Below are 21,206 nucleotides of genomic sequence, written 5' to 3'. Positions count from 1 at the left end.
GGGTATGTGAATTATTTTTCTTCCATGATGTACACGTCCCAAGGGTCCAATACGATCTGTTGACCTGCTCGCACCACATTGCCCGAAATAAGTTCTCTCGCTGGAGCACCTGTATATGTAATTTGTTTTGGTTTGGCACTATAATTAAATAGGTAACGTACCGCCTTGCCCCATTTATTCGTTCCCGAACGCTGAATGATTGGGAAAGTATAGCTGTCGACTGCGGTAACTTTAGCTGCCCTAGCAGTTTCTCGGATGATCGCATTGAGTAATTCCTGTGAAGGGTAGGTTCCGATATAGGTTAGCTTTCCTTTGCCGTATGTATTTTCTGTGATCACGGGCCACTTTCCAAAGAAGGGGTGTTCGGCATAGGCTAAGGGTTTGGCTGTCTCGGTTACCAAAAATTCGTACCAGTCGCCTATTTGGTTCTTGTTGGTCAATTGAAAGGGATTATCTTTCAGCTGCATGTCGCCGATTGTGGAAAACTCTTGATAGTAGAATCCACAGGCTTTCCGCAATGGTCCAGGCGCAGCCGTGGCCCTAACGGCCGAGTGCTCGTTGCAATAGCCGCTTTTGTGCATCATGACGACATGGCCGCCATCTTTTACAAATTTATCAATCGCCTGAAGCAGTCCATCCGTAGCGACATAAAGTGGAGGGATAACCAACATGGCATAGCCGCTAAAATCGGAAATTTTATCGCATGGGATAATATCGGCTTCGATATTTTGAAAGTAGAGCGATTTGTGGACCATGTCGATGGGGTAATTGTTTTTATAGGTATACGGCATAAAGTTCAGTGCGTGGTACGAATCGTGGCTATACAAGATTGCTACTTTATTTTTCTTTTTCAAGTTGATAATATGATCCCCGATTCTTGCGAGCTCTTCTGCTGTAGTTTTAAACTCATGGTATATTCGATTCGGCTGCAGATCGTGTCCCAATACACCGCGCCAATAGGTTTCCTGACCATAATGTAGGGTAGACCAATGCCAATATTCCACCATATTGGCACCTGAGGCATAATGGGCGTACACGTTTTGCCGTAACTGTCTGTCGTAGGGAGGATACTGTGTCCGGGCATTCCAACCTATGCCCTGGGCGTTGGTTTCCATTACGATGTAGTTATTTTTGCCGACAGTGCGCACAAAATCACCCGCGTAAGCTATGCGCTGGCCATCTTGTTTATCCTGTACGTCATGGTAAATATTGATGGCTGGATATTGCATCTGACGAAAACTTTCCACCTGATCTATATTGTGAAAATCAGGCATGAAGCAATGGGTTACAAATTGGTCCTTGCGTCTATATTCATTTACAATGTCGCATTGCCAGTTGAGAAAGTCAGCGACCTGTTTGCGATTGTACCGTTCCCATTCGTTTTTATAGGAGGGATTGGTGACACCATCGCGGGTATAGAATTCTTCCCAAGTACGAATATTCATTCCCCAATAGTTCATACCCCAAGCTTTGTTGAGTGAATCGAGGTTGTTGTTAAAGCGATCCTTAATGTAATTGCGGAATCCGATAAAATAATCAGGATTGTTTACACCACGTGCTTCTGTTTCATTGTCTACCTGATAGCCAATGACCCCGGGGTGTTTTGCATATCTTTCCATTAGCTTACGGATGATACGCTCACTGTAATATTTAAAAGTGGGATTGGTAAAATCTATATTCTGCCTGATCCCATAATACGCTTTATTGCCGCCCTGATATTCTGCCAATACCTCGGGATGTGTGTGGGCAAGCCATGCGGGAATGGAATAAGTAGGTGTTCCAAGTATCATTTTAATACCTGCCTGATGCATTTTGTTGATAATCCGGTCCATCCATTCAAATTCAAATACGCCTTCCCGTGGTTCAAATAGACCCCAGGCAGATTCGCCTATACGGATGACGTTGAGCCCTGCATTTTTCATTAGACGGATATCTTCCTCAAGGCGCTCGCCCGGCATGTACTCGTGATAATAGGCTGCACCGTAAAGGGGGCGATCAAACTTGTATTGTGCCTCCAAGGACAGGACTGCGAAGAACATCAAACAGAGGAAAAAAATGTTTTTTGGTGTCATTGGTTTTGGTATATCGTTAAGTTAAAGGTTAGAGACGTACATTGTACGTCTCTATGGGTCATTTATTCAAAAGATTCCTTTACACTGCTTCCCTAAGTTGTGTATGGCAAACTTTACTTTTGACTGCGCGGATATTTAGCCGGTATTGCCATCATTTGCTCCAAAAAGACGGGGTCTTTAAATTGACTGGTCGTTCGGTCGTATTGCCCAGCTCCCTGAACATCCCAGAGCATAGGACACATGCCACGTGAATAAATGGCTTCGGTTACCGAAACATTAAATAGCCTGACCACATCCTGCGTTCTATTCTTGGAAGAACAGGCATATTCGCCAATAACGACAGGTATCCCTTTGTCAACACAATTTTTCTTTAGCAGATCCATATTGTCGTTGAGCTCTTTAAATTCTTGTGCTGTACCCCAGGACGGAACGCCAACACCCCATCCGGCATCTTCACCGTTGCCCAATATGGCAAATAGTGGCGGCGTATAATAATGGACGGTCAATGCAAGATGTTTTGCCGGATCAGTTGGAATTTTGGTCAGCGGGTCGAAAGCATACTCCAGACCAGTATTGTAGATTTCGACCAAAAGATGGCGTTTTGCATTGTTGCCGCCTGATTTCCTGACAATGTCGACAAAAAGCTGATTCAGCTCATTGACATAACCGAATGCTTTTGCTTTTTCGGTCTGTCCGCCGTTCCAGGGCGTCCATATCTCGTCGTAACCGATTTCATTCATGGGTTCGAATAGCAAGTGATCACCATATTTCTCAAAACGGTTACAGAGCTGCTCCCAGATGGAAGTGAACTTTTTCTTCGCTTCATTGTCTGTCGGAACTTTCTTCACCCATTCATTCTCATGGTGTACGTTTATAATGGCAACCATACCACAATCAAGTGTCCAATTTAAGATCGATTCGACTCTATTCAGTAGTTCCGGATGGATCCTGTAATTTTCCTCGTTTATCATCATATTACTCCAGGTGACCGGAATGCGCAGTGAAGAATAACCGGCTTTGGCATATCCTTCGATCATTTCTTTTGTAATGATCGGGCTGCCCCATGCTGTTTCGTAATTAGCGATGCTGCTTGGGTTGATCCAGTCGCCCGTGGCGTCTAATGCATTGCCGAGGTTGATCCCTAAACCCATTTCGTCAACCAGCTGGTTGGTGCTGAAGTTGTCCCGTATCAAGAATTTGCTATAGGTAGGTTGTGGCTCTTCATTCGCCTCCGGCGTACTGAGCTCCATGTTAGCTTTAATCTCCTTACTGCTGCATGCTGGTAGCATCAACAGCATGATGATATAACTTAAGAATGTTTTCATCGTTCTAATTTTTATCGTTTTTTTTATTAAATCATGTAACTTATCGTTGTAGCTTTCGATTACTCATTGCTAAAAGGTACGGCAGGTAAGCCTTCTTTATTGAATAAATTGACATCGGGATTATTGCTCCACGCATAACGGACAAATACAGGGTTGATAATCTGATCTGCCTGAACAATAATTTTATTACCTTCAATATGAGCCCGGGCCCAAACAAATTTTTTATCTGCTCCAGCTAGGGCGAATCCTTCGACATAACCATATTTGTTATTAACCACGAGTCCTCCTCCGGTAGCATCAAAAGAAATAATGAGTTTATTGTCCGCCTTTACCAGCGATTTGAACGTTGGCCCAGAATAAACGCGTTCTTTTTGACCGTAATCTTTGGACAGTGCAATTAAAGCAAGCCGCCGGCCCACTTCTTGTTTGTTACGTGGGTGGATATCATCTGCTTCACCAATGTCCGTGATCACAGCCTGCCCCGTATGTGCAAGACGGAGGGTCCGGGTCTGTGCATCTCTCAATTTTGCCCAGTCGCTGTCTTCCGGTGATTTTTCCTTGGCCATATAATTGGCCAACTGGACCCAGTAAAATGGAAATTCTTGATTCCAATGCGATCGCCAATCTTGTATTAGATTGGGGAAGAGGGTGCGGTAATCGTAAGCCTGGCCGGCATTATGTTCGCCTTGGTACCAGATGACACCCCGAATGGTATAGGGGATAATGGGATTGATCATGGCGTTAAAGAGCAAGGACGGAAACATATTTGGCGAAACTTCTTTATAGCCGTGTTGCTTGGTTGTGACGGCCTCTTTATAATTCCATTCGCCATCAAGGGGGAATTTCTCACCTTCAATTTCGAGATATAGCTGTGCAGGGGTCCCGTAAAATCCGCCGCCGCCTCCGGTATCCATAATTTTTACGGTAATTATATTTTCACCATCTTTTAAAACAGTTTTTGGGATATTGTAGCTCCTAGAAAAGGTATATCCTTTTGTTTCGCCCACTTTTACGCCGTTGATCCAACAGATATCATCGTCATCAATCGTCCCAAGATGGATAGAAGCCGACTTGCTGGCACTACCCTTTGGAAGATGGATACTGCGTTTGAACCATACAATACCATCAATATTATCCAATTTGGGTTCCCATAATTGTGGGACATTCATTTTTCCCCATGTTGATAAGTCCGAATTGTTTTCGTACCATTTCTGGGCTATCCCCGGATCGTTCACTAAAGCTTGTTGATAGGCCTGTTTCTTCAATTCGTTTTCGCTCATAAAACCCTTTAGATCGCCTGTGAGCGCTTGTTTGTAGGGTTCGTTGAAATGTGCGGGCAGTTTATTAAAGCTGTTTCCACTGGTCCAGGTTTCGACACCGGTACCACCCCAGGAAGAATTGATTATTCCGACAGGTATACCTAATTCCTGATAGAGCTTAAGGGCAAAGAAGTATCCTACAGCTGAAAAATCGCCCACGGTGGCAGGTGAGCATATTTCCCATTTCCCGTTAAGATCTTGTTTGGGCACATCACTCATATTCTTTTCTACATTGAATGACCGAATGTTCGGATAATTTGCCCGGCTGATTTCGCTGGCGGCATTATTGGAGTTTTTTACGATCCATTCCATGTTAGATTGACCGGAAGCAAGCCATACCTCACCGACCAAGATATTTTTTAAAAGGATCTGTTCCTTCCGGCCTTTTATTTCCAAACGATAGGGTCCTCCGTGTGAAGTAGGGGCTAAGGTGAGGTTCCATTGACCATTTTTATCTGCCTTTGCCTTGAGGTTTTGCTGCATAAACTGAACATGGACCGTTTCATTTTTTTCGGCCCATCCCCATAGTTTTATGGGACTGTCCCGCTGTAGGATCATGTTGTCGCCAAATATAGTGGGAAGCCTAAGCTCGGCTTTTAATAGAAACGCATGTAAGAAAAAAGCAATGAAAATTGGGAGATGTTTTAGATTCATATTTTATTGTGTTTTATAGTTGAACCAGTCAAAAAATACTTTTGCATTACTCGGAACACCATTGGAGGTGCTGTAAAGCCCTATCATTACGCCAGTAAAACCGCCAGCAACTTCGGTTGCCAGATAGCGTGTGTCCAGTTTCCCGATTTCGCTGTAATTTTCACTGTCGGGATTTGCTACCGAAAAGATATACTGTTGTGGAGTTCCTTCTATTTTTAATTTTTGTTGATTGCCCTGCACTATTTTTTCGGCAGCGATGTAGCTCAGTGATCCTACTTTTACGCGTAATTGAATGATATTCTTTCCTTTTTGTTTTTTGATCAATAGATCATAATGATGGTTGTTGTTTTGGATTAATGTTATTCCAGCTTCTTCATTGTCCTTTGAAGATTCAAGTTGCAGGAATGTGCTAGCCGTAAAATTGTGTTCCGTTTGTCTTCTGAGGATAGCTGAGATCGGTTTGGCATCGTTCAGCGTATTTGGAGTAGCCTTTATCCTGAGCCATCCCTTTTTTTCGGATAGGGAATAATTGTCCCGTACCGGATTTCTTAAATATTGCCATTCAAGGCCAAGTTGTTCTGTATCAAAATCGCTTCGGGTAGCGGGTTTGCTGAATGGCTTGAGCGGCAAAGTAGCTGTTTTCATATCCAGACTGATTGTTCCATTGCCATTGACCTGTGGCCATCCGCCCTGAGGCCAGTCCACAGGTGCAAGAAATGTTTCGCGACCTAGAATATGGTAATAGCTGTAGGGTTGTGTAACTCTGAAACCAAGGCAAACCAACCACCAGCTACCATCTTTGGCTTGTACTAAATCTGCATGTCCCACACCTTGGATAGGATTTGCCTGACCAATTCTATTGGCATGGGTCAGTATGGGATTGAGTGGGCTAGATTCGTATGGACCTAAGATATTTTTGCTTCTGCCAATTGTGGCACTGTGCATGTATTCTGTACCACCTTCGCCCAAAAGCAGGTAATAGAATCCATCTTTTTTATAAATATGCGGCGCTTCTGGATATCGGCCACCGATACCGCCCCAGACCAAGTGCTCTGAGCCAATAACCTTTCCGGTTTTGATATCAATCTCCGTCACCCGAATCCCTTCATTTCCCTGCGTGACAAAATATGTTTTACCGTCCTCGTCCCAAAATATATCGGGATCGATACTCTCGATGGCCACATGGATTGGATCACTCCAAGGGCCAGTGGGATCAGTCGCCGTACAATAGAAATTGCCACCTGATGATACATTGGTGCAGATGACATAGAACAGGCCATCGTGATAGCGGATCGAAGGAGCAAATAAGCCGCCTGAAGCAGCAGCCTTTTCCAGCGGTAGCTGGGCATCCCGGGTGAGACAGTGACCTATCTGCTCCCAGTTGACAAGATCCTTACTGTGATAAATCGGGAGGCCCGGAAAATATTCAAAGGACGAAGTAACTAGGTAATAGTCATCGTTTACACGACAGATACTTGGATCCGGATTGAACCCCCTGATAATCGGATTTGAAAAGCCAGTTTGTGCAATGACATAATGAAAGGCAATGGAAAATAGGCAGGAGATCATGACGTAAATTGACTTTTTAAATTTCATGTGTGTGTTTGTGAAAGATGATTGGTTACTAAAGGCCGGCATTGACGATCGCTCGAGTATCCGGCCTAGTGTTAAAGTGCTTATTTGTTGTATACGGGTTTAGTTTTTGCTTGTGTCTATAATTCTAAAATTGTCGAAATAGATGTCCACCTTGACATTGGCATTGTCTGCTTTATTTTTCGTAAAAATGCTCAGTTCTGAGCTGGCTATGGCAGCAAAACGTCCGTAGTCGGCAACTGTCGTAAACCTATTGAAGAGGATGTCACAGGTCATCCATTTTCCAAGATTTGTTTTGTTGCTGTTTCGATCGCGTGGCACATAATCTGACACCATTTTATCCCCGTTGCCTTTGAGCTGTAGGTCAAATGTCGCCGTCGCCAGAGGCTCATTAACGAAGCATTCAAAGCGCAGTACAAGATTGCCAATAGGCGTATTGGCAGGTATTGTATTTATGGTAGGATAGCTGCCTTTGTTGGACAGGTTGCCCCACCAATATTGCCATGCGCCCGGTGATCCGAAGATGCGGTAAGCGGTTCCCGTTGTGAAGTAAGGTGGCTTGGTGCCGTCTGCCATTACGGGCATATTGTTGTCTCCCCATTCATAATGGCCTATTTCGTCCCAATTCAGGACAAGATTTTCAATAGGATAAAATAGCTTGGTAGAATTAGATTGCCCGCCAGCCGCATGGACCGTAATTGTACCGGATTTGGTAGGGGTTTTTGGAAGTCGATAATAGATGGTATCTTGACTTTTGGCCACCATAAGATCTTTATCTGGAACATCAAATTCTCCATTGATATTTAGTTTGGTCACATTGATGAAGTTGGCGCCGGTAATAAACGCCTGATCGCCAATAATAGGCATATCGCTGCTCCATGATTTTATTATTGGCGGCGAAACATGTGTTGTGAAGGCTATGCTGACCGAATCTGTTATGCAGTAGACTGCCAGACGACCATCTTGAACACCTGATGGGATCTTTAAATCGATTTTATCATAGTCCTTATCGACTTCATATTCGGTAGCTGATACGCTACTGCCTGTTGCGGTTTCGAATGCTATTTTTTTTACTTCATAAAAATTTAAACCGTATATACTGAGCTTTTCGCCAGCTTTGGCTGGATAATTTAATTCGATACGGCTGATCTGGGGTGCGGGAGAGTAGATATGGAAATTGAATCTCGCTTCACCGTGGCTCGTTTCTATCCGAATCTCATTTGGGAGATCTGGATTGGTGCCAGTCAGTAGCAAGTCGGCAGGAATGGAAATAATGGCGCTTGTTGACGTGCAGTAATTTGCATTAAATCCGATCGGCTGGTCATTAATATAAATTTTTTGTATACCATCTAGATTTTTTCCGATAACAGCAACCATTGTGCCCGGAAATGCACCTACAAAGGTACTATCTGCTTTTTCAGGATCTGTCAATCGCACGTGGGTTATCACTGGAGTCATTGTCAGATCATTGTTGCGGCTACAGGATGGCATATTCAGCATAATAATTGCTATGAACACAAATAATAAAAAGCGATTGTTATCGTATATTGCTTTCATAATTCTCTATTGATTATTAAATGGATAAAGCTTTTGGTTCTTCTTTTAACCTCGGATTCTGTATGAGATCATTCTCAGGATAAGGAAAGAAGATGTTGTTTGCTGTTACGACCACAGGTACTGCCGGTGCTGTGGGGTCTTCAAAAATAAGATTCCCGTCTTCATCCTTCGTAATGGAGGCCGTCGACCAGCCCCGTTGCTGATCATTAAAGTATTTGAGCATTTTCTCCGGCTTGTAGCAATACCAGCTGACCATATCATACCAATTGGTATACTCCATTGCAAATTCGATGCGTCGTTCTTTGATGATGTCATCCAATGTAATTGAGGTTTTTCTCCCGATTTTGGCCCGATCCCTTACTTTGTTAAAGTAGCTTAATGCTTCACCACCGCTGAGTGTAGTATTATTTCCCAGACTAGCTTCAGCATAGGTTAAGTATACATCTGCCAAGCGTAAAATGTAGGTATTGAGTGGCGAACTCATCGACTGTACAAAGCCATCATTATCGTCATTTGGTCCGCCGATTACCCCTTTTTTTATGGATGCTCCTGCATTAGGATAAGAATAGCCACCTTTATCAATGGCGATATAGGGATAGAGGGAGTGCTGGGTAAAATAGGTGGCATTTCTTCGGAGCGTATCAGCGCGTTCGTATTGTTTGAGCATGTCGATCGTTCCGTTCAGTCCGCCGCCCCAAACATTGACACCACCCGTCACATCGGATGAAAATGCCAGATCAGCTAAGAGCGTATTGCAGACGCCCCAGTCGCCAAGTGGTACCCATTGCATGGCGATAAGCGATTCAGGATTATTATTATGTTTGTATTTGAACAGATCTTCATATTTTGGATACAGTTCCAGTCCGCTATTTACACAGACATCCTGTGCGTATTCTTTTGCTTTGGCCAGATCGGCTTCATTTCGAGTGCCACCGGTTTTCCAGCCCGCGCGGGAGAGGTATACCTTGGCGAGCATACCTTTGGCGCCCCAGCTTGTTGCGCGCCCTTTATCCGCTTTATCTGGAAGGTTTTGAACGGCAAAGCTGAGATCATCGATGATAAACCGAAAAATATCTTCTTCCCGATGCCTTGGCTGCATAGGGTCTTTGATCACGGCATCATTGTTTTCGATCAATATAACAGGCCCCCAAGTTCGCAAAAGATAAAAATATGCTATACCACGCATAAGTCGTGCTTCTGCGATAGCTACGTTTTTTTGTATTTCAGTGACATTGATTGCCTTGTTTTTAACAGCGTCGATAATGGCATTCGACATCGTTACGACACCATAGAATGATTTCCAGGAATCCGAAAGCCCATCGTCAAGTGATGTCACCGTGAATAAGGTATAGGAGGGATTCATATAAGGATTATAGCCATCATTTGCCCTTAAGCTTCCAATGGCGACAGCAGGTCGCTTATTATAGTCAAACCATGCCCTGTTGTAGAGTGGGGCTGTGGCTGCTTTCAATGCCTCGGCGGATGTATAGAAGGTTGCGTCCACATAAGCACCTTCAGGCTCCCGTTCAAGAAAGCTTTTGTTGCAGGAATGTAGAACAACGGTAGCCATCAATGAGGCTATCAAGAATAGCTTTTTCATAATTCAGTATTTAATATTAAAACATGAAGTTTAAACCGAAGGTATAGATACGCTGTGAAGGATATCTCGCATAATCTATTCCTTTCAATAAAACATTTTGGTTGTAGGAACCTATTTCCGGATCATAGCCCGAATACTTTGTCCAAGTGAAAAGATTTTGAATATTGACGTATAACCTGAGGTTTTCAATTTGATATTTTTTCAAAAGCTTTTGTGGGAAAGTATAGCCCAGTGAAATATTTTTCAAGCGCAAATAGGAGCCATCTTCGATAAATCTATTGCTCATACGGCTATTATCATTCGCATCACTGATGGTAATACGCTGAATGCTCGCGTTGGGATTGGAAACCCGTACATTGGCAATATCCTGGTCGGAACCGCTAGGATCAATCGTTTCGATATGGGCAATTCCCGTTGTTTCTTTGAGCATACCCGAATTGTTCATTGGGTTTGTAAAGTCTTTACGCAGTTGATTATAGATCTTATTGCCGTATACAGCGTTTAGAAAGATGTTCAGGTCAAATCCTTTGTAGGCTAGGTAATTGTTCAGTCCGAAGATAAACTTCGGATCCGGATTGCCTATAAAATCGCGGTCTTGCTCATCGATTTTACCATCTTTGTTTTTGTCTTCGAAGATAAAATCGCCAACCCAAATCTCGTTGATACCTATATTTTTGTCTTTGGGAAGAGCCACAGGTATTTTTTTGCCATCTTGATCTAACACCGGGTTATTGTGACTATCCTTGCTGTAAAAATCACTTTCGTTTTGGAACATGCCAATCACATTATAACCATAGAATTGGCCAACAGGATTTCCAACCTTAGTCATTGTAAAGGTTTCGGCTCCTATTTTTCCTTGAATCGCAGCAGCGTCGGTATATAGGTGCGTTACACGGTTTCTGTTCATGGAAAATGTCAATCCCGATTTACAGAATAACCCATTTTTATTGATATTGACGGTATTTAAGCTGATTTCAACCCCTTTATTGGTCATCGAACCAGCATTAACCCAGGGGGCGGAAATAAGGCCGCTGATATAGTCTGGCAATACAGCCTGCATCAATAGATTGTCGATTTTCTTTAAATAAACCTCGGTCGTCAGTTCAATCCTGTTTTTAAATAGGCTGAGGTCCACACCTAGATTATAGGCGTTGGTCTTTTCCCATTTCAGGTCAGGATTGGGAAAATTGGAAGGATAGAATCCCGTGCCCCAGATGGATGCAGCTGAGGCCATTGTCACGCCATAGGCATATGAGCTTGCCGCCTGATTACCGACAAGTCCCCAACCTAACCGTAGTTTTAGATTATCGATTGTGGAATTTTCCTTTAAGAAAGATTCATTTTTAATCTTCCAAGCTGCCGCAAGAGAGGGAAATGTTCCCCAGCGGTTGTTGATGCCAAATTTATCCGATCCGTCTCTGCGAAAAGTAGCAGTCAGGAGATACCTATCGTCAAATCCATAATTGAAACGTCCGAAATAAGATTCAATGGCGCCCGAACTTCTTGAACTGCTATTTTTGGCTGTCTTTGAATCGCCGGCATCCAGTTCATGGACAGAATTTAAAAAATAATTAGTTCGGCTTCCAGACAATGACTCCCATCTATTTTCCTGTGCCTCATGCCCGACCATAATCGAGAGATTGTGTTTTTCGGAAAAATATTTATTATAGGTCAGATAAGTCTTAAAGTTTGTAAAAGAGCCATTACTTGCGAATCTTGCCCCTGCAGATTGTTGTTTGAAATTGCCATAATCATACGATGGCGTGAATTGGTAGGAATTGGAATAATTATAGTTTCCATTGCCTTCGATCCGAAGTACAAGATCTTTGATGGGAGAGATATCCGTATAGGCGTTGACACTGATTTGTGAACCTTTCGCATAGTTTTCCCGGGTAAGCGCTTCTTCCAAAGGGTTAGCGAAATAGGTACCATACATATTTTCCTGTTGTGTCCCCCAAGTGCCATCTGGATTTTTTGCGGGAACCTCCGGCAATTGTCGAATGGCGAGTGAAATGATTCCACCATTGTCTATGGTGTTCCTGTTTTTTGTTTTCGCCGTATAGGCATTGATGCCAACTGTCAGCCATTTGTTGATTTTCGAATCGAAGTTCATCCGTAAGGAATAGCGCTCAAAACTGGATCCTTGTGCGATGCCCTGTTGATCCAGGTATCCGCCGGTGATCGCAAATCTATTTTGCTCGGTTCCGCCGGAAATGTTCAATTGATGGTTGTGCATCAATGAAGTCCGAAAGATTTCCTTTTGCCAATTCGTTCCTTCACCTAACAAGGATGGATCTTTAAATTCCTCCCGATCGCCAAAACCGATAACTTTGCTGCGCAGATTTTGATACACCGCATATTCGCGTAGGTTGAGGACGTCCAATATATTGGGCAGCTGTTGAAGACCCACATATCCTTCATAGCCCAATTTGGTTTTTCCGGCTAAGCCGCGTTTCGTTGTAATCAGCACAACACCATTTGCTGCTCGGGTACCGTAGATGGCGGCAGCTGAAGCATCTTTCAATATTTCCATGGATTCTATATCTGATGGATTTATGGAGGAGAGCGCACTGGAATTATCTCTGGTATTGCCATCTATGGGAATTCCATCTATAACATATAAGGGCTCATTACCGCTGAACGAATTTGTACCACGGATGCTGACCGATATTCCGCCCCCCGGTGCTCCAGAATTCTGCGTCACAGAAACACCTGCAGCACGTCCCTGTAATGCTTGATCAAGTGAAGTACTGACCGATTTGCTTATATCGTCTGCCGTTACAGAGACGACAGATCCGGTTAGGTCACTTCGCCTCATTTTTCCATATCCCACGACAACGACTTCATCCATTTCGTGTATATTTTCCGTTAGCTGAATATTTTGCTGATTGTCCATTACTTTTATTTCTTGAGTATGGAATCCCAAGTGATTGAAAATGAGTACACTTCCTTTTTCTACTGAAATGGTATACCTGCCGTTTTCATCGGAAGAAGTTACCCAACTTGTTCCCTTTAGCTTAACTGAAACATTTGTTAATGGTACTCCGGTGGCCTTATTCGTAATCAATCCAGAGACATTGATTTTTGTTCCCTGAGCCTGTAAGGAGTTGATAAAAAGGAAAAATAAGGCCATTGACATGAGATACTCCCAATGTCGTAATTTGGGCCAAAAAAACTTTTGAGATCCGTTTTTTGATTTCATGGTTAATTTAAGTTTATAATTTGATATTGGTTATTTTCCCGAGAAAGGGATGATTAAAATTAGGAATAGCAAATTGTATTAATAGGGTTCAAATGTTGCAGATAAGAGGGTAAAATGTTTATAAAACTAGGTGTATTAGCGATTGTCGAGAAGGTGCGTCCGGTAATCCCGATGAATCTTTTTCAGGAAAGTAGGTTTGGTAAGGTGTCCAAATGTTTCAGGTTAGGGTATAAAATGATTACTTATGCTGTAAAGGTTTGATAAAATCTGTATTTTAACGCTTAGTTCTTGAGACGATAACCAATGAAACATCTATTCTTTCTGATTTTACTTTTTTTTACCATATCCAGCTTTGGGCAAGCTTATAAATTTGCGCAATTAAATACGCGTAATGGAATTGTTGGAAATGAGGTGGTTGCTATCCATAAAGATAGTAGAGGTTTTGTATGGTTTGCAACCAATACTGGTCTAAATAGATACGACGGTGAGCGAATCAAAGTATTCAATCGGAGCAGCGATGCACTGGCGGATACCCATTATGATGCAATGAAAAAAATTGTTGAAGATGAAAAAGGGAATCTCTGGATGCAGGGCAATAAGTATGTGATGTTTGACTGGCGTAAGGAGGTTTTTGTCAACAATACGGATTCGATTCTTGAACAGATGGGTCTTCCTGCAAATCCCGTTTCGATTCAGATAGATCAACTTAAAAATTTCATTGTTGCCTATGCGGATAAAGGGGTATATAAATTTGAACCAAAAACGAAGAAACTTGTTGCCTATAAACCGTTAAACGATCCAACGACCATCTTATCTACTGAGATCGTCGAGATCGCGGTAAAAGGTCTATTCGTGTGGATACTCCATAAAGATGGGCTACTGGAGCGTTTAAATTGCAGCACCGGAAAAGTCGATTTACGTAAAAATCAGCTGACGCGTACACCGATAAACTCTTTGATTCCCAAACGCATTTTTATCGATTCAGACAATATGGTCTGGATATATCCCGGGCTGAATAATAAGGGGGCAGTTTGCTATAATGAGACAAACGATCAATGGCAGCAGCTCGATATCGACAGTAAACCGGCACTTTCCAATTCATTTGTCCGCGGAATCATATCGGATCATCAGGGATTATTATGGATTGCAACTGATCATGGGGGAATCAATCTATTTGATAAAAAAAAGAACACAGTCAAGGTCATTCAGCACGAAGAATACAACAGCAGTTCACTTGGTCAGAATTCCATCGTCAGCCTGTATTGTGACCCCGAGGGAATCGTTTGGGCGGGTACTTATAAAAACGGGGTTTCTTATTATCATCCGGATATGTTCAAGTTTCCAAGTACGGCAATAGGAAATGGATCCAGTCGTGGAAATACTATTTTTGATTGTAGCAGCATCATCAAAGACAAAGATGATAATCTGTGGTTAGGTACCAATGGTAAAGGGCTTATCAAGTTAAATGAACAAAGTGGAGAAAGCCATTTTTTTAGGAATAAACGTGGCGACGATAGCAGTCTATCTTCGGATATTGTAACTGCTCTTTTTGAAGATCATACAAAAAGAATATGGGTGGGAACATTTATGGGCGGCTTGAATGTGTATGATGGCCAGAGATTTACGCAGTATAAAGTGGAGGGGAAAAATAGAAAAGGCCTTTCTAACCTGAGTATTTATGGTTTAACGGAAGATTCGGGTCATCATCTATGGATTGCGACGCTAGGAGGAGGGATTGACCGATTAGATCCCAGCCGCAGTATATTTAGTAATTTTAATAGAGAAAATAGCAAGTTACGTTCTGATTTCATGTTGTCAGCCGCTCAGGGTGCGGATGGCATGATTAGCTTCAGTTCGGATATCGGCGTGTATAAAATTGGCTCTGATCAGACCATATTACCCTATTTCTCAAATCCTGATTTTCAGGATAAGGCATCAACCGTGCCTGTGTACCAGCTTATGAAGGATTCTAAAGGACGTATTTGGCTGGCAACAAAAAGGGGAATAAAGATCTTCGATGGTAATCGAGGCGGCTGTACTATACTGACACTGGCAGACGGTTTATCCAGTGATGACGTACGCTCATTGGCCGAGGATCAAGATGGATATATTTGGGCGGGTACAAGCTATGGACTCAACCGCATACAATACATGTCGAGTGAAGGGGGCAAACATAAGAGCATTGTTTTGGCCTTTGATCTGAGCGATGGGCTGACAGGTATGGTTTTTAATCCCAATGCGGTATACACGGATAAAACAGGTAAAATATATATGGGTACCACGGAAGGCTATGTGGGCTTTTATCCAAGAAAGATTCCTGTCAATAAAAGTGTTCCCCGTGCACGCTTCACTGAGTTGTTATTGTCTAATGAACTCATAAATCCCGGTGATAAAAGAAATGATCACTTGGTGCTTCCCCGTTCCATTGTAGACCTCGACCAGATCGTCCTCAAATATAATGAAACAAATTTTACCATTCGTTTTTCGGCATTCAACTTTATACATCCTGAGAAAAATAGATATAGGTATAAATTGGAAGGTATTGATAAAGAATGGATAGAGACATCCCGTAGTACCGGATTTGCATCCTATTCTAATCTTAATCCAGGCCATTATGTGCTTAAGGTCTATGCAGGCAACGAGGACAATGTTTGGTCACCGACGGCCATAGTGATGCATATTATAGTCAAACCGCCTTTTTGGTTTTCCTGGTGGGCGATCGTTTTTTATATCATGGCTTTTATCGGGCTTGTCCGCTTTTTTATTCGGTATCGTTTAAAGCGAAAACAGGATCAACTGGACCAAAATGCACGTATGTTGGAAGCGGATAAACTGCATGAAATTGACCAGTTAAAATTGAAGTTTTTTACTAATATCAGCCACGAATTTAAGACACCCTTGTCACTGATCATCAGCCCGCTCGAGATGTTGCTGAAAGATTCCACTTATCCCGAACAACGCACAGTATTGGGGGTGATGTATAAAAATGCACAAAAACTGCTGACAATGGTCAATGATATATTGGATTTTAGAAAACTCGATCAGGACAAAGCGAGGCTAAATATATCGTCGGGCAATATCGTCGAATTTGTAAGAGAAATCTGCACATCATTTCTATCTATAGCTGCTGAAAAATCTATCAAATTGACATTCACGGCCAATTATCAATATGTTGATATGCGATTTGATAAGGATAAAATGTATATGGTGTTGTCAAATCTAATATCCAATGCTTTTAAGTACACAAAGAACAAGGGACATGTGGATGTCCATATTGATATATCCGAGATGGTTGTCGATCATCAGATTGACAAACAGTTGATTATCCGTATTTGTGATACTGGTATAGGGATTGCAAAAGAAGATTTGGATCTTATTTTTGACCGTTTTTATCGAATCGAGTCCAATGAGACGCATGGTATAGCAGGGACCGGTGTTGGACTTCATATTGTCAGTGAATTTGTGAAACTGCATTCTGGCACCATCGAAGTTGAAAGCGAACTGGGTAAAGGGACAACCTTTACAGTCTATCTGCCTATGCCAAATGAATCTTATAGCGTAAACAAGCAAGACGTAATCTATTCTGGTGCTGAAATAGAACAATATGATCAGGAGATCGCCGAAAAAGAGAAGGAAACGTTTATGGACGCAGGCTCTGGCATCTACACGCTGCTGATTATTGATGATAACGAAGATTTTCGTTTGTTTTTAAAGGACCTGTTTAATCGCGATTACAGGATTCTGTCTGCAAAGGATGGACAAGAGGGATATAATCTTGCTGTTGAACATATTCCGGATATAGTTCTTTGTGACGTGATGATGCCAAATGTGGACGGATATGAGTTTTGTCGAACGATTAAGCAGGATATAAGGACTTCGCATATCCCCGTTGTGCTTCTCACTGCAAAGTGTTCGGATGAAAATCAATACCAAGGTATGGAAGCAGGTGCTGACGCCTATATTTCGAAACCTTTTAATATCGATATTCTTCGTGTCACCCTCGCCAACATTGCTAAAATGCAAAAGCAGCTTCAGCAGAAGTTTAGATCGAAAATTGATATTTCGACAACGAAGCCCGAGATCGTTTCAATGGATCAGAAGTTTATACAAAAAGCTGTTTCCATTGTGGAGGCCAATATTGCAAGAACAGATTTCTTGGTTGAAGATCTATGCCAGGAAATGGCGATGAGCAGAGTGAATTTCTATAAAAAGATCCTCGCTTTGACGGATAAAACACCATCGGAATTTATTCGTTTTATTAGGCTAAAAAGAGCGGCGGAATTGCTCGAAAAAAGTCAGATGTATGTGAATGAAGTTGCATTTCTAGTCGGATTTAATGAAACCAAATATTTTAGAAAATATTTCAAGGAAGAATTTGGAATGACGCCGAACGAGTATAAGAAAGTCATAGCAAATAATATACAGGAGTCTGGAAATTGATTTCATGAGCTCGAGGAAGGAGGCCATTTTGTCGCAAAAGACAGACAGACACCACCGACCATTCAGCAATAACAAAAGATGCAGTATTTCGGATCCGGCGATATTATCGCCCTATGATATGGAGCGTTGGTCTGACCATCCGTGCAGATGCGATCACTGGCTGTGCAAACTCAGTGATCTTTATCTCTTCGACCGATGGCGTTAAAGTAACGAAGCGTCGAATCGAGATGTGTAGCAATCGTTCCTGTAGGAGGAATTTGAGTCCTAGCGTTTATCAATGAGACTGAAAAATAGAATAGCTTAGATAGGAGCGGTTTACTCCGAATGGATAGGCATCCAAATTAATGTGACATTCATAATGGCAATTAGAAAAATTTGATAAGAAATCTGCTACAAAAGTTTCAAAATTAGCTTCCATTTTATAGTCGCTTTGGCGTTGTTGTTTAATAGATTACGAAATCTACTGTCTTTTTTCGGTATTGTTTTTTCTATAGAATAGTTTAGGCTAAAATAGTTTTCTATTTCCTATTTTAAAGTTTATTACAGTAATTTTAAATACGAAATCGCAAAAAAAATCAGATAAAAGAGTATGAATCATCAAATAATCCAAGAAAACATCAGTAAACATATAACTTTAAATGAGGCGGAATTCTTGGTGTTTTTATCTCGGTTAAAAAAAATACAAATACCCCGAAAAAGTATAATATTGAGTCAAGGACAATTGTGTGAAAATATCTATTTTGTTGAGTCAGGAGCATTACGTGCTTTCTTTCTGGATGAATCCGGTAAAGAAGCCACTATTATGTTTGCTATTAATGACTGGTGGGTAACTGACATGTACTGTTTTATTAATCAAAAACTGGCCATGTTAACTATTGAGGCTATAGAAGATAGTGTAATTTACCAATTAAAAAAGAGTGATTTAGATTATTTGTATATAGCCATACCGCAATTTGAGAAATTTTTTAGGATTCTGATGCAAAACGCATACATAAGAGAACAGCTGCGTGTAATTCAAAACCTTTCGTTATCAGCGGAGGCGCGCTATGAAATATTTGTTGGCAAATATCCGGAGGTCGCAAAGAACGTAAAGCAAAAGCAAATAGCTTCCTATTTGGGAATTACCCCCGAATTTTTGAGTATGATTAAGCATAAAAAGGGAAAAGGCTTAAAGTAGTTTATTTTTTTTTCAACGAAATGGTCGTTAATTTGTGTCTGTAGACTAATAAATAAAACGATGCTTATAATGATTTCAGGTCCATATCGAGGTGGGACCAATGATGACCCAACATTAATAAAGAATAATCTAGATAAATTGGAGGAGTTCGCTTTGGACATTTTTAATAAAGGACATGTTCCTATAGTCGGCGAATGGCTTGCACTTCCGTTAATTAAGTTAGCAGGATCGCAAAAGATTGGAGATGAACAATGGGATAGAATTCAGTATCCTGTTGCCCATCGGATCCTAGAAAAATGTGATGCCGTTTTGCGGATCGAAGGTGAATCAAAAGGTGCAGACCAAGATGTTAGGCTGGCGAAGGAAAGGGGGCTTAAAATCTACTATCATATTAATGAAATTCCTACTTCTGAGCAGGCTTAAGCTTACATTATATATTAAAAAACTAAATAGATAGATAATCAATGAAATTAGAATTATTTCAGATAGATTCTTTTACAGAAGAAATTTTCCACGGAAACCCAGCCTGTGTTGTTCCATTAAAAAGGTGGTTGCCTGATGAGTTACTTTTAAAAATAGCCAAAGAAAATGCTGTGGCTGAAACTGCGTTCTTTATTGACAACGGTAGTACCATCCATTTGAGATGGTTTACACCTGAGATTGAAATGGATCTATGTGGACATGCTACCCTCGCCGCAGCACACTGCCTAATTTCACATTTAAATTATAATAAAAGCCGAATTATATTTGAAACGCAAGTCGGAGAATTAAACGTTGATATAAAAGATGGCATTTATTATATGGATTTCCCATCAAGAATGCCGGAACCCTCAACTCTTCCGGATATTATAATCAAGTCGCTTAATATACAGCCTATGGAAATCTTTAAGTCAAGAGATTATGTTCTATTATATAAATCTGAGGAAGATATAAAAAATATAAAAATTGAAAGATCCGTTTTTGACCTTATCAACCTGGATCCGGGAGGAGTGGTTGTGACAGCGACAGGTACCGATAGTGATTTTGTTTCAAGATATTTTACTCCACAATCAACAATTCTTGAAGATCCGGTAACAGGATCAGCATATTGCTCACTTATTCCGCTTTGGTCATCAAGATTAGGAAAAAATAAGCTTTTCTCCCGCCAGCTTTCAAAAAGAGGAGGCCAGCTCTACTGTGAGGACAAAAACGAAAGAGTAATTGTGGCTGGTAAAGCCAGAACTTATTCAATGGGACACATTTGGATAGAATAGAAGAATGATATCCATAGTTGATAAGTTAGCAAACTATTAGGAAGTTTAGGAGTGCATAATCTCTAATTCTGAAATTGACTTAAAACGTTACGTAAAGGGTAATTTTACAAAAAAATAAGAATGGATAATAAGATAATAGATAAAGTTGCTTTAATCAATATTTTAGATAAAAAAGTATTGGTGGCACTTTCCAAATTTAAATTAAAACTTTATTTGCCAGGTGGTAAAAGAGAGTCCGATGAATCCGATATTGAATGTTTGAAGAGAGAAATAAAGGAAGAATTGAATGTAGAGATTAAAGAAGACTCGGTCCGTTATTTTGGTACATTTGAAGCTCCTGCCGACGGAAAGGATGCTGGGATCATGGTTAGGATGAAATGTTATTTTGCTGATTACTCAGGTGTGCTGGAAGCTGCAAACGAAATCCACTCATTTGAATGGATAAATTATACTGAAAAGCATAAAGCTTCTGCTGTAGTAAACTTGATATTGGATAAACTGAAAGAGCAGGATCTGATTGATTAGTTTAAAATCTGTACTGCTTTGCATAGTAATAAAAAAATGTTTTAATTTATTGGGCAAGTGAATATTTAACTATTTATGCCCGTGAAGGTGACTGCTTTTCAATAGATTTCGCATGCTCCTGTAACGACACTTCTTATTTGTATCTTGATATTAAGTTTGAACAACCAACAAATACCAAAAATCAATGCAAAACATCATTGGTATGCTATTATTGTACGGATCGCAGCGATAGTATTGATCGTTAACAAAACAAAGGGCTAAATCCAGACAATGCATAACATCACTCATCCACTGAAATATATCTAAAGATGTAAGAAATAAAGAGGCACAGAAATATACCGTCGATACGCATATATCTCAAATATATCACATAAGTATCTCTATGTTGTTATTTATGGATAAACAGTGCTTAATTTGATTCGTGCCTACTGTATTATGAATATTGTCCGCTTAAATCAAGTTCCTAGTTGCTAAGGAGTGGTAAGTACC

At 41.1% G+C, this 21,206-nt stretch carries 12 protein-coding genes; 5 read left to right on the top strand and 7 right to left on the bottom strand.

What is annotated here, in order from left to right; all coding sequences use genetic code 11:
* Nucleotides 1–11 precede the first annotated feature (11 nt).
* The 7 genes from G6053_RS15850 to G6053_RS15820 all read right to left on the bottom strand — a co-directional run bounded on the left by G6053_RS15850 (nucleotide 12) and on the right by G6053_RS15820 (nucleotide 13,322).
* On the bottom strand, nucleotides 12–2,072 hold the full coding sequence (locus G6053_RS15850; protein ID WP_165307098.1) for a beta-galactosidase: 2,061 nt from the start codon (nucleotides 2,070–2,072) through the stop codon (nucleotides 12–14).
* A gap of 113 nt (nucleotides 2,073–2,185) precedes the next feature.
* A complete protein-coding gene (locus G6053_RS15845) occupies nucleotides 2,186–3,397 on the bottom strand; it encodes a glycoside hydrolase family 5 protein (protein ID WP_165307097.1) in 1,212 nt (403 codons plus the stop codon).
* 59 nt (nucleotides 3,398–3,456) lie between these two features.
* Complete coding sequence (locus tag G6053_RS15840) at nucleotides 3,457–5,370, bottom strand: sialate O-acetylesterase (protein ID WP_165307096.1); 1,914 nt, start codon at nucleotides 5,368–5,370, stop codon at nucleotides 3,457–3,459.
* A gap of 3 nt (nucleotides 5,371–5,373) precedes the next feature.
* A complete protein-coding gene (locus G6053_RS15835; protein ID WP_241254745.1) occupies nucleotides 5,374–6,966 on the bottom strand; it encodes a glycoside hydrolase family 43 protein in 1,593 nt (530 codons plus the stop codon).
* 99 nt (nucleotides 6,967–7,065) lie between these two features.
* Entirely contained in the window at nucleotides 7,066–8,520 is a 1,455-nt protein-coding gene (locus G6053_RS15830; protein ID WP_165307095.1) for a glycan-binding surface protein, read from the bottom strand.
* 16 nt (nucleotides 8,521–8,536) lie between these two features.
* Nucleotides 8,537–10,120, bottom strand: coding sequence for a RagB/SusD family nutrient uptake outer membrane protein (locus G6053_RS15825; protein WP_165307094.1), 1,584 nt, complete (start codon nucleotides 10,118–10,120; stop codon nucleotides 8,537–8,539).
* A 16-nt stretch (nucleotides 10,121–10,136) separates the two neighbouring features.
* Nucleotides 10,137–13,322 (bottom strand): TonB-dependent receptor, encoded by a 3,186-nt coding sequence (locus G6053_RS15820; protein ID WP_206531741.1) that lies wholly within the window; start codon nucleotides 13,320–13,322, stop codon nucleotides 10,137–10,139.
* A 303-nt stretch (nucleotides 13,323–13,625) separates the two neighbouring features.
* Between G6053_RS15820 and G6053_RS15815 the strand changes: the two genes are divergently transcribed.
* The 5 genes from G6053_RS15815 (at nucleotide 13,626) to G6053_RS15795 (ending at nucleotide 20,717) form a co-directional block, all read left to right on the top strand.
* Complete coding sequence (locus G6053_RS15815; RefSeq protein WP_165307093.1) at nucleotides 13,626–17,762, top strand: hybrid sensor histidine kinase/response regulator transcription factor; 4,137 nt, start codon at nucleotides 13,626–13,628, stop codon at nucleotides 17,760–17,762.
* A gap of 589 nt (nucleotides 17,763–18,351) precedes the next feature.
* Nucleotides 18,352–18,939: a Crp/Fnr family transcriptional regulator gene (locus G6053_RS15810; RefSeq protein ID WP_108633898.1), complete on the top strand. Its 588-nt coding sequence runs from the start codon at nucleotides 18,352–18,354 to the stop codon at nucleotides 18,937–18,939.
* A 69-nt stretch (nucleotides 18,940–19,008) separates the two neighbouring features.
* Entirely contained in the window at nucleotides 19,009–19,362 is a 354-nt protein-coding gene (locus G6053_RS15805; RefSeq protein WP_241254744.1) for a DUF4406 domain-containing protein, read from the top strand.
* 41 nt (nucleotides 19,363–19,403) lie between these two features.
* Nucleotides 19,404–20,192, top strand: coding sequence for a PhzF family phenazine biosynthesis protein (locus G6053_RS15800; protein WP_165307092.1), 789 nt, complete (start codon nucleotides 19,404–19,406; stop codon nucleotides 20,190–20,192).
* 120 nt (nucleotides 20,193–20,312) lie between these two features.
* The gene (locus G6053_RS15795; RefSeq protein ID WP_165307091.1) at nucleotides 20,313–20,717 is read left to right on the top strand and encodes an NUDIX domain-containing protein; all 405 of its coding nucleotides are present in this window, start codon (nucleotides 20,313–20,315) and stop codon (nucleotides 20,715–20,717) included.
* Nucleotides 20,718–21,206: the final 489 nt, after the last annotated feature.

The sequence above is a fragment of the Sphingobacterium sp. DR205 genome (genome assembly GCF_011064245.1).
Taxonomy (GTDB): Bacteria; Bacteroidota; Bacteroidia; order Sphingobacteriales; family Sphingobacteriaceae; genus Sphingobacterium; species Sphingobacterium athyrii.
The sequence above is the reverse complement of the archived record's forward strand: the minus strand, read 5'-3'. Positions and strand labels throughout refer to the sequence as shown.

Coding starts and splice junctions, on each gene's coding strand:
- G6053_RS15835 (WP_241254745.1), bottom strand. CDS start 6,966: ATGAAATTTAAAAAGTCAATTTACGTCATGATCTCCTGCCTATTTTCC.
- G6053_RS15820 (WP_206531741.1), bottom strand. CDS start 13,322: ATGAAATCAAAAAACGGATCTCAAAAGTTTTTTTGGCCCAAATTACGA.
- G6053_RS15805 (WP_241254744.1), top strand. CDS start 19,009: ATGATTTCAGGTCCATATCGAGGTGGGACCAATGATGACCCAACATTA.
- G6053_RS15810 (WP_108633898.1), top strand. CDS start 18,352: ATGAATCATCAAATAATCCAAGAAAACATCAGTAAACATATAACTTTA.
- G6053_RS15830 (WP_165307095.1), bottom strand. CDS start 8,520: ATGAAAGCAATATACGATAACAATCGCTTTTTATTATTTGTGTTCATA.
- G6053_RS15800 (WP_165307092.1), top strand. CDS start 19,404: ATGAAATTAGAATTATTTCAGATAGATTCTTTTACAGAAGAAATTTTC.
- G6053_RS15795 (WP_165307091.1), top strand. CDS start 20,313: ATGGATAATAAGATAATAGATAAAGTTGCTTTAATCAATATTTTAGAT.
- G6053_RS15815 (WP_165307093.1), top strand. CDS start 13,626: ATGAAACATCTATTCTTTCTGATTTTACTTTTTTTTACCATATCCAGC.
- G6053_RS15825 (WP_165307094.1), bottom strand. CDS start 10,120: ATGAAAAAGCTATTCTTGATAGCCTCATTGATGGCTACCGTTGTTCTA.
- G6053_RS15840 (WP_165307096.1), bottom strand. CDS start 5,370: ATGAATCTAAAACATCTCCCAATTTTCATTGCTTTTTTCTTACATGCG.
- G6053_RS15850 (WP_165307098.1), bottom strand. CDS start 2,072: ATGACACCAAAAAACATTTTTTTCCTCTGTTTGATGTTCTTCGCAGTC.
- G6053_RS15845 (WP_165307097.1), bottom strand. CDS start 3,397: ATGAAAACATTCTTAAGTTATATCATCATGCTGTTGATGCTACCAGCA.